A 1,140-nucleotide genomic window follows, 5' to 3' on the forward strand; every position below is an offset into this window, starting at 1 on the left:
GGCGGCAGACATGCGCCAAGTTTAGCCGGGCGCGCGCATGACCGCGTCGGCGTGCGCTGCGGCGCGCATGGCGATCGTCTGCCGCCGCCTGCTTGCAACCGGCTATGCTGTCCGGATGCGCAACGATTTCATCGAGCGGCTGCTGCGCGGCCTGTACTCGGCCGTGCTCTATCTGCTGCTGCCGGTCACCGTATATCACCTGGTCTGGCGCGGTTTCCGCGTGCGCCAGTACTTCCAGCGCTGGGACGAGCGCTATGCCTCGTATTCGCAGGCGCGCGGGCGGCCGCGGGTGTGGCTGCATGCGGTCTCGGTGGGCGAGGTCAACGTCGCCGCGCCGGTGGTCAATGCGCTGCGCGCGCAGCGCCCGGACATCCGCTGGGTGATCACCACCATCACCCCGACCGGTTCGGAGCGGGTGCGCGCGCTGTGGGGAGACGCGCTCGATCATGTGTATCTGCCCTACGACGTGCCCGGCAGCGTCGGCCGTTTCCTGCAGCACTTCCGCCCCAGCCTGGCGCTGATCCTGGAAACCGAGCTGTGGCCGAACATGCTGTTCGGCTGCCGCGACCGCGGCATTCCCGTGTATGTGCTCAATGCGCGGTTGTCGGCGCGTTCGTTGCGCGGCTACCGGCTGCTGCGGCCGTTGATCGGGCGTGCGCTGCGCACCGTCACCTGCGTGGCGGCGCAGTCGCAGGAGGATGCCGAGCGCTTCGTCGCGCTGGGCGCGCGTGCCGAGCAGGTGCGCGCGCTGGGCAACCTGAAGTTCGACATTGCTGCGCCTGCGCACTTGCCGGAGGTCGTCGCCGCGTTCCGCGAGCGCGTGCCGGCGACGCGTCCGGTGTGGATCGCCGCCAGCACCCACGACGGCGAGGAAGCGGCGGTGATCGAGATGCACCGGCAGTTGCGCCGGCAGTGGCCGGACCTGCTGCTGCTGTGGGCGCCGCGGCATCCGGAGCGCTTCGCCAAGGTCGAGGCGCTGGCGCGCGACCAGGGCTGGCGCGTGGCCACGCGCCGCCAGCAGCAGTGGCCGGGCGCCGAGGATGCGGTGTTCGTGATCGATACGCTGGGCGAGCTGATGGGGTTCTATGCGTGTGCCCAGGTGGCCTTCGTCGGCGGCAGCCTGCAGCCGATCGGCGGGGG

Annotated in this window: 1 protein-coding gene; it reads left to right on the top strand. The window is 70.8% G+C overall.

Annotated elements, in window-relative coordinates:
• Nucleotides 1-115 precede the first annotated feature (115 nt).
• Nucleotides 116-1,140: lipid IV(A) 3-deoxy-D-manno-octulosonic acid transferase (gene waaA, locus D183_RS25860; RefSeq protein ID WP_039729608.1), on the top strand; the 1,025-nt coding region annotated here is incomplete at its 3' end.

Source organism: Xanthomonas sp. SHU 199 (genome assembly GCF_000364665.1).
GTDB classification, from domain to species: Bacteria; Pseudomonadota; Gammaproteobacteria; order Xanthomonadales; family Xanthomonadaceae; genus Xanthomonas_A; species Xanthomonas_A sontii.